The sequence below is a fragment of the Leuconostoc lactis KCTC 3528 = DSM 20202 genome (assembly GCF_014651235.1).
In the GTDB taxonomy this organism is placed as follows: domain Bacteria; phylum Bacillota; class Bacilli; order Lactobacillales; family Lactobacillaceae; genus Leuconostoc; species Leuconostoc lactis.
This window is the reverse complement of record NZ_BMWM01000036.1, coordinates 1-8,840: the sequence shown is the minus strand read 5'-3', so window position 1 is coordinate 8,840 and position 8,840 is coordinate 1. Positions and strand designations below refer to the sequence as shown.

8 protein-coding genes are annotated in these 8,840 nt (G+C 43.9%); 5 read left to right on the top strand and 3 right to left on the bottom strand.

The window, feature by feature from the left end; genetic code table 11:
- The first annotated feature begins 184 nt into the window (after positions 1-184).
- Both IE039_RS07825 and IE039_RS07820 read left to right on the top strand, forming a co-directional pair.
- Positions 185-1,540, top strand: a complete 1,356-nt coding sequence (locus IE039_RS07825) for a gluconate:H+ symporter (protein WP_147000908.1) — start codon at positions 185-187, stop codon at positions 1,538-1,540.
- Between the two features lie 101 nt (positions 1,541-1,641).
- Positions 1,642-2,379 carry a DUF1003 domain-containing protein gene (locus IE039_RS07820; RefSeq protein WP_019041732.1) on the top strand — a complete coding sequence of 246 codons (738 nt, stop codon included), beginning with the start codon at positions 1,642-1,644 and terminating at the stop codon, positions 2,377-2,379.
- 13 nt (positions 2,380-2,392) lie between these two features.
- Here IE039_RS07820 and IE039_RS07815 read toward each other — a convergent pair whose 3' ends face one another.
- Complete coding sequence (locus IE039_RS07815; protein ID WP_189428994.1) at positions 2,393-4,414, bottom strand: heavy metal translocating P-type ATPase; 2,022 nt, start codon at positions 4,412-4,414, stop codon at positions 2,393-2,395.
- A gap of 94 nt (positions 4,415-4,508) precedes the next feature.
- Positions 4,509-4,955 carry a CopY/TcrY family copper transport repressor gene (locus IE039_RS07810; RefSeq protein WP_189428993.1) on the bottom strand — a complete coding sequence of 149 codons (447 nt, stop codon included), beginning with the start codon at positions 4,953-4,955 and terminating at the stop codon, positions 4,509-4,511.
- Between the two features lie 88 nt (positions 4,956-5,043).
- Here IE039_RS07810 and IE039_RS07805 point away from each other — a divergent pair, with 88 nt between their 5' ends.
- The 3 genes from IE039_RS07805 (at position 5,044) to IE039_RS07795 (ending at position 8,043) form a co-directional block, all read left to right on the top strand.
- Positions 5,044-6,492 (top strand): o-succinylbenzoate--CoA ligase, encoded by a 1,449-nt coding sequence (locus IE039_RS07805; protein WP_010005864.1) that lies wholly within the window; start codon positions 5,044-5,046, stop codon positions 6,490-6,492.
- Between the two features lie 43 nt (positions 6,493-6,535).
- Positions 6,536-7,246, top strand: coding sequence for a bifunctional demethylmenaquinone methyltransferase/2-methoxy-6-polyprenyl-1,4-benzoquinol methylase UbiE (gene ubiE, locus IE039_RS07800; RefSeq protein ID WP_010005863.1), 711 nt, complete (start codon positions 6,536-6,538; stop codon positions 7,244-7,246).
- A 284-nt stretch (positions 7,247-7,530) separates the two neighbouring features.
- Entirely contained in the window at positions 7,531-8,043 is a 513-nt protein-coding gene (locus IE039_RS07795) for a hypothetical protein (protein ID WP_010005862.1), read from the top strand.
- Positions 8,044-8,369: 326 nt separating this feature from the next.
- On the opposite strand, the gene IE039_RS07790 is transcribed toward IE039_RS07795, so the two are convergent.
- Entirely contained in the window at positions 8,370-8,798 is a 429-nt protein-coding gene (locus IE039_RS07790) for a hypothetical protein (RefSeq protein WP_189428992.1), read from the bottom strand.
- Positions 8,799-8,840: the final 42 nt, after the last annotated feature.

Here is an 8,840-nt window from a genome sequence, read left to right as displayed (position 1 = left end):
ACACCATTAAAGACCTTGATGGGTTTTTCTGTCCACTTAAATGTTCAACTTAAATTTTACAATCTGCCTAACATAAAAGCACTTACATCCTTGTAATGAGTATACAGAAAACCAACTGAAAACAGGTTGCGGTTATTCAAAATAAGTTCTGGCACAGTGTTGAACATAGAATGGAGAAAGCAGTATGATGTCTTTCGTTGTCTTGGCCCTTGGAATTTTATTCCTCTTGTTACTCATTATTAAGTTTAAAATCAACACGTTTATTGCGTTGATTTTAACGGCGAGTGTTGTTGGTTTGGGATTGGGGATGAAACTCCAACAGATTCCCGTGTCAATTCAAAATGGGATTGGCTCATCTTTAGGTGAGTTGGCGATTGTTTTTGGATTCGGCGCGATTTTAGGCCGTTTGGTCGCTGATGCGGGTGGTGCTTATCGGATTGCCCATACGTTAATTGACAAATTTGGTAAGCAACGTGTCCAACTGGCCATCATGGTTGCGGCCTTTATTATTGGGATTGCGCTCTTCTTTGAAGTTGGGATGGTCTTGTTGATTCCCATCGTCTTTGCGATTGCGCTGGAAGCCGCCGTACCATTGCTTTATCTTGGTATTCCCATGGCAGCAGCTTTGTCAGTCACACATGGTTTCTTGCCACCGCATCCAGCCCCAACGGCGATTTCTGGTGCGTTGGGTGCCAACCCAGGAACGGTCTTGGTTTATGGCTTAATTGTTGCGGTACCAGCGGCGATTATCGCTGGGCCACTATTTACTAAGTTGGCCCAAAAATTTGCGCCAGATGCCTTTGTGATTAAGCGACAATTGACCGCTTTTGGTAAAGAAAAGCAATTTGTGTTGTCAGAAACACCAAGCTTTGGTATTTCTGTGTTGACATCACTGTTCCCGGTTTTGTTAATGGGAATCACAACAACGTACACGATTATTTACAATGATGGTCAACCTTTTAAAAACCCAACGGGGATGGCAGCATTTATCACCATGATTGGTAATCCGGTCGCAGCGATGATTATCTCTTTGGTGTTTGCGATGTGGGCAATGGGTTGGCATCAAGGGCGTAAAACACCAGATATGATGGCTACCGTTGAAGAAGCCATCAAATCCATTGCAATGTTACTTTTGATTATTGGTGGTGGCGCAGCCTTTAAACAGATTTTGATTGATGGCGGTATTTCTGGTCAAATTTCACAATTGTTTATCCATTCAGCTATCTCACCATTGCTGTTAGCTTGGATTATTACTGTGATTCTGCGTGTCGCGTTAGGCTCAGCAACGGTTGCTGCCTTGACCGCAGCTGGTTTAGTTCAGCCCTTGATGGTTGCCTCGCATGTGAACCCAGCCTTAATGGTTTTGGTGATTGGGGCAGGGTCATTAGCCGCTTCGCACGTGAATGATGCTGGCTTCTGGATGTTTAAAGAGTACTTTGATTTGAACGTGAAGCAAACACTATTGATTTGGACAGTGTTGGAAACCGTAATTGCGGTTGTGGGACTTGTGATGGTCTTGATTATGAGCCTATTTGTTTAAATTATATTGGCTAACTGGTCTTAAAGCAGGTGCTTTAAGGCTTTTTATGTGGCTAATAATGCTATAATGATGGCAAATAACAGCGATTGGAGGCTGGTGCATTGATTGACAAAAATAGGGACCAGCATTGTTTAGTAGACGGTGCGGCAACAGCATTTGTGGACGGTGTTTTACTGCCTGAATTAGAGCCGAATTTACGGCGGGCCATTCAACAAGACTTTCCCGAGCATCAGGGTGATGCGTTTATTTGTTTGGCCCATTTATTACCATATCGTTTGGCCCGCATTAATGCCATGCGGCTGGCTGATCAACAGATGAATCGGCAAATGAAACACAAGCTGACCCATATTTTGACGGATAAAAATTTTAAAGTCATTAATGTTAAGAAGCACCAGCGCGAGACTTATACGTTTGGGCAGCGGGTGGCAGATAAGGTTGCAAAATTTGGCGGCAGTTGGGGCTTTATTATCATGGCGATTATCACCATGGTTGTCTGGATTGCGGTGAACGGCTGGCACGTGTTCCATGCAAATTTTGATCCCTATCCCTTTATTTTATTGAATCTCTTTTTGAGTATGACGGCGGCTTTACAAGCACCGTTAATTTTAATGAGTCAAAACCGCTCGTCAGATTATGACCGACTGCATGCAGATAACGATTTTCATGTGAATTTGAAAACCGAAGAAGAAATGCGGGTATTACATGCCAAGATTGATCGTTTAATTCAAACAGATTATCCAGATATGCTAGAAGTTCAGGCATTACAAACCAAAATGTTAGGTGAAATGCAACAACAACTCAGTGCCTTAAATGCGCAACAAAAAAACAGCAACCCGTAGGGTTGCTGTTTTTTTAAGCTTTGAGCGTCATCGCGTTTAAAGCAACAATAACCGTTGATAGCGACATTAAAATCGCACCGATCATTGGGTTTAACATGATACCAAAGGTTGCCAGTGCCCCAGCAGCCAGTGGTAAGGCGATGATGTTATAACCAGCCCCCCACCAAAGGTTTTCAATTTGCTTGCGATCCGCGCGCTTAGCAAGCTTAAGAAAATCAATAATAGTTGGGAGTTGATTAGCAATTAAGACGGTGTCCGCCGCTGCTTGCGCCACTTGTGTTCCAGCGCCAATGGCAACTGACAAATCTGCTTGGGCCAACGCCGGCGCGTCGTTAATCCCATCACCAATCATCATAACCTGACCTTGTTTTTGATAATCTTTGACCAGGGCAATTTTTTCTTGTGGTGATACTTGGGCGTGGATTTCGGTAATACCCATTTGATCCGCAACAGCTTGGGCCACTTGGGTATTATCACCGGTCACCAGAATTGGAATGAGATGTTGTGCCTTCAGATAGTTAATAAATGTTGGCGCAGTGGCCTTAATTTCATCACCTTGGGCGACGGCCGCCACGACGTGATCATGTTGGAGCAAATAAGAAATTGTGCCATCAGCAACCAACGGCGTGTAATGGATATGATGATCCTTCAAATACCGTTCTGAAACGAGTAGGTAATGCTTGTCATTCACCATCCCAGCAATACCGTAGCCCGCCATGTTTGCAACATCAGTGGCTAATAATACTGGTGCTTGTTGTTGCTTAGCATAGCTGACAATCCCTTGGGCTAGTGGGTGCGTTGATTGGGCATCAAGCGCTGCCATGATGCCTAAGGCTTCTTTTTGATCAAAGTTATCGGTCACAACTTGCATAACTTTGAATTGACCGGTCGTTAACGTACCTGTTTTATCCATTAAGACATAAGTCAGGTGGTTAGCTGAACTCAATGCTTTATGGTTCTTAATTAAAATCCCTTGTGTGGCGGCAATAGCTTTGGTCCGTTGAATAACGAGAGGCACCGCTAAGCCAAGCGCGTGTGGGCAGGCAATGACTAATACAGTCACGGCAATATTAATGGCAAAGCCCAAACCGTGTAGTGGTGTCCAAATCATTAAGCTTAGACCGGCAATTAAGAGGGCGACCCAAAAGAGATAACTCGCCACTTGATCAGCAATCGTTTCAATGCGTGATTTGGCACTTTGTGAGGCGGCTAATGTTGACTGGAGCTTACCAATAAATGATTGGGCGCCAACATGGGTCACTTTCACTAACAGGGTCCCGTTACCGTTGATGGTGCCACCCACAACTGAGACACCGGGTTTTTTATCAATTAAACGGCTTTCACCAGTCATGAGAGATTCATCGACTTGACTTTCACCTGATAAAATAACCCCGTCGGCAGGGAAAGCTTCACCGGCTAAAACTTGCACAACCATGTCTGGCTTCAATGCTGAAACCGGCATGTCCATAAAGTGATCGCCGTGCTTCACGTGTGCGGTGTTAGGCAATAAGGCGCGCAACTTGGCAGTGGCATCACCAGCTTCCATTGTGGCTGCCATTTCAATGCGGTGACCCAACAGCATAATGACGGTCAGGGTCGCAAATTCCCAGAAAAAGTCCATTACATGGGCCATTGGCCAAAAAGTGTTGACCACTAAGGCATAAATCGAGTACCAAAATGTCACGAGTAGACTGAGACTCACCAAACTCATCATTGCTGGTCTTTTAGCTTTTAACTCGGCTTTAGCCCCAACAAAAAAGGGCTTTGTGCCGACAATATATAAGACCGTGGCCAAAATAGCCGTGACCCACGTGTCCCCTGGGAATTGCAAGGTGAAGGGGAAAGTCATGCCCATCAGTGGTGTAATGATAATAATGGGTAGCATCAACGCCAAAGACCACCAAAAGCGGCGAGCCATATCGGTCATATCCATATGCGCCATGCCAGGATCATCTGACATGTGCATATGATGATGCGTCATGGCTGCATGGTCATGTTGCATCGTGTGTGATGCGTCATGGTCATCATGGGTCATAGTCATTTCATGGTGTTCGTGATGCATATGGTGACCAGACATCGCTGTATGGTCTTGATGTTGGTGATGTTCATGGTCGTGTTGCTGTTCATGTTCATCTCTCATGGGGTGTCTTCTCCTCTTCTTGATGTGGTAAGCAATCACAAGCAATGTGGTCGGGTGCTTGGGCATATTTATCCTGTAAGACGGCCTGCAATCGCGTGATGTCGTCTTGAGACAGAGGCGTGGTGGCCAACACATCGGCTAAGGCGTGACCAAAGCACATGGCACACATGGCCTGGATGGTCCGCTGCAAAGTTGCCGTCATGGCCTCGTGTTCCGCAACCGTTGGCAGATACAAGCGGTCGCGACTGGCGCCATTATCGGTTAAATAACCTTTGGCTTGTAAGCGCGAAATAAGCGTTTTGATCGTCGAAGGCGACCAATCCGTTTTCTGTGCCATTATTCGAATGATTTGGCGGCTGGTCGCTTCTCCTAATGTCCAAATCACGCGCATAATTTCCCATTCACTTGTTGTCATTGTTTGTGTTTGTTTGATCATACTATTAGTCTACAACTGTAAATTAAAAAATGCAAGGTTATTTTAAGCCTACGTGGTATGATAGATAGTGATTAAAGAGGTTTAAAACATGGAAAATTGGTTGGTGAAACGCGCCCGGTTAACCCCAAACCGCGTGGCCGTTTCGGCTGGACAACAACACTTAACATTTCAAGAAGTGGCCCAAACGGCGCAACAAATTGCGGGTCAGATCGCCGCATTGGGGGATGGCAATTCGTGCGTGGCCGTGATCATGACCAATAGTCTACAAGGTTATTTGGTTATTATGGGCCTGCAACAGTTGGGTAAAACCATTGTTTTTATTAATCGGCGCTTGTCTGTTGCTGAAATTAACTACCAATTGGCGGATGCAGGTGTCTCGTTATTATTAACCGATGACGGCTACACAGCTGAATTAGCCGTAGCCCAACAAGTTAAATTTTCGCAATTACCAGCAGAACAACCGGTGACACCAGTTGCTGAGTATCCCGATGACTTTGTGACGAGCGTGATGTACACGTCGGGCACGACGCGCCAGCCAAAAGGCGTGATGCAGACGTATTATAATCATTGGATGTCAGCGATGGGTAGTGCGCTTAATCTGGGGCTCACTAGTCAGGATGCTTGGTTGGCCGTGGTGCCGATTTTCCATATTAGTGGGTTTGCCATTTTGATGCGGAGTTTAATTTATGGCATGCGGGTAGTATTGGTTGAGAAATTTGATCCGCATCGCATTAATGACTTACTGATTCATGATACAATTACTACAATGTCGGCCGTCCCCGTGATGCTTAAACAATTACTGGCGGATTTACCGGCTGGCGTGACGTATAATCCGCATTTTAGAACGCTACTGCTTGGTGGTGGGCCAACCGATGCGGCCACGTTGCAACAAGCAGCGGCGCATCAACTTCCTATTATTCAATCCTATGGTATGACGGAAACGGCGTCACAAGTGGTGGCGTTGGATGCGGCCGATGCCCAAGTAAAATTAGGGTCAGTCGGGAAGCCGTTATTTCCTGTGTCGTTGAGTATTCGTGATGCAGCGGGGAAACCAGTAGCACCAGGCACGTCTGGGGCTGTTTGGCTCAAATCACCAACGCTAACCCCAGGTTATTTGAACCAACCTGAACTGCTGGCTAAAAATATGCAGGCAGACTGGTTTAACACTGAGGACTTTGGGTATCTTGATGCTGACGGCTTTTTATATATTCAAGGGCGCGAGGGCGATATGATTAGTTCTGGTGGGGAAAATATTTTCCCCGATGAAGTCGAAGCTGCCTATGCAACCATGCCAGGCCTGCAGAAAATAGTTGTCGTGGGTGTGCCTGATGAAAAATGGGGGGCAGTGCCGGTCGCTGTTGTGATGGGAACGGACTTATCTGCGGCCGCAATGCGGCGTTTTGGTCGCGAACAGTTGGCCCATTATAAGGTGCCGCAACGTTTTTACCAAGCTAATACTTGGCATGTCACGGCGAGTGGCAAGGTGCAACGACGTTTGTTCGCAGCGGAACTCGAGACATTAACAGCGTTACAATAAAAGAGGAGTAGGCGTGAGTAATACAGCTCGCGGATAAAAACTGATGACACAATCACCAAAAAATACTGATGTGCGGGCACTTTTTAATACGATTGCCCCTGAATACGACAAGATGAATAATATCATCTCACTCGGCACGCATAAGTTGTGGCGCCAAAAGGTGATGGCGCGGATGACCTTTCCAGAAGGTGCCAACATTATTGATCTAGCGACTGGAACCGCTGACTGGGCGTTAGCTTTGGCGGAAAAAAGTGATCCGACGGCCCATGTGACAGGCCTTGATTTTAGTGAAGAAATGTTGGCTGTTGGGCAAAAGAAAGTCGATGTCAGCGATTATTTTGATAAAATCACGTTAGTGCAAGGGGATGCGATGGCCTTGCCGTTTGCAGATAATACGTTTGATATTGTAACGATTGGCTTTGGCCTGCGTAACTTACCCGACCCAGTGCTGGGTTTGCAGGAAATGTATCGTGTCCTTAAGCCAGGGGGGCAATTGGTGATTTTAGAAACGTCACAACCGGATAACCCATTGGTGAAGCCGTTTTGGCAATTGTATTTTGGACAAGTGATGCCAATGTTTGGGAAGGTATTTGCTAAAGGGAAGTATCAAGAGTATAAGTACCTGGATGAGACCACTGAACAGTTCATGGATTATCGCACGTTAGGGCAACGATTATTACAGGTGGGATTTGAAAAGGTGACGATTTCACGCTTCAACCTTGGCGCTGCTGCTGCGCATTATGCCGTAAAATAAGTATGAGCCGTGTGGGCTAGTTTTGTGACTAGTCTGCATGGCTTTTTTAGTTGTTGCGGGTTGTACGGATATGAGTCGCTGCTTTTTATTACAAAAATAATTACACAAAATTATTGATAATATTTTAAAAGCGCGTAAAATATTAACTGGAATTTTGGCATATTATGGAAATTTATTGTTATTTATATGGGAAATTATTGCTATTTATGATGAATGATTACAACTTTGCGTGATGTGTCACAAACCACAAATAGAAAAATGTATCGATAGTGGAGGGTAAAACTATGAAGAAAATCGCTTTACCTGGCGCAATCCTAGCATTTGCTATGGTTTTGTTTGGGGTATCAGCATATGCTGGAGAAACCTTTAAGCTGTGGGAACAGCATACCGCGGGACGACAGTATGAGGATGATATTAGGAATAGTATTAATGAATTAGCTACACGAATACAAACGTTGAAAGGACAAGTGCAAAATGCTCAAACTGACAAAACCAACCTTGAGAACGTTTTAAAACAGGAATTAGGCACTTCTGATGTATCTGATGTGAATAAAATTCGGGAAGCAATTCAAGCAAAAGATAGATTGATTCAACAACTGAATGGAATAAAAGAGAATCTGGAGAGGGATAAAGAGAATCTGGAGAAGTCTAAAAAGGATCTGGAGGATTCTAAGACATCAACTAATACGGCTGAGCACAATAGAGAAATAGAAAAGGCAGAGAACGCAATGAGCCGCTTAAGGGAACATGCTGTGAACACAAAAGATCGACAGGATTTGCAAGTGCCAGTACAGTAAAAAAATATTATATTACAACGTGAGCTAACAACTAACTGTCTGTTATCTTTAACTTAAAAGAGACTAACCCACTAATAAGTGGTAGTTAGTCTCTTTTTATACGTGTTGATAAATAATAAAAGGGCTGTAAAACATATTTTTAATATGGGCAAAAAGGTAGGCAGCGCCATTAAAACCAGTTGATTAGTTCTAAAATAAGGCTATATTTTAGTTTCAACATAGTTGCAAAACAATACTACTGTTGGTATAAACTGAACCCCATAGTTAGAGGTATTAATACAAGCAAAATAAAAAAGCAGCCCCGAAGGGTTGCTCAATAGCATTTATTATTGTTTTGCTTGATCTTTCTTTGCTTGATCGTTTGCTAGTTGATCGACAGCTTTTTGAGCCTTATCTCTTAAATCCTTAGCGTCACTAACGGCTTTTTCCAATTCTGAAATTTTCTTATCATCTTCTGAACTTTTATCCTTAGCCTTAGCTAGTTCATCATTCAGACGATTAATTTCATTTGCGTTGTTTTTAATAGTTTGTTCTTTCTCAGAAATTTGGTTATTTACTGCGTTAAGCTTGCTTTGGATAGTTTCTTTCTCTTGTTCTTTTTCACTCACTTCTTTTGACCGATTAGCATGTGTGTCAAGAAGCTCTTTCTTCAAACCACTAGAGATGCCTTGTTCAAATTTAAGTTGTTTCTGTAATTTTTCAGCTTCTGCTTGTAATTTATTAACATGGCAGATTGTAAAATTTAAGTTGAACATTTAAGTGGACAGAAAAACCCATCAAGGTCTTTAATGGTGTTA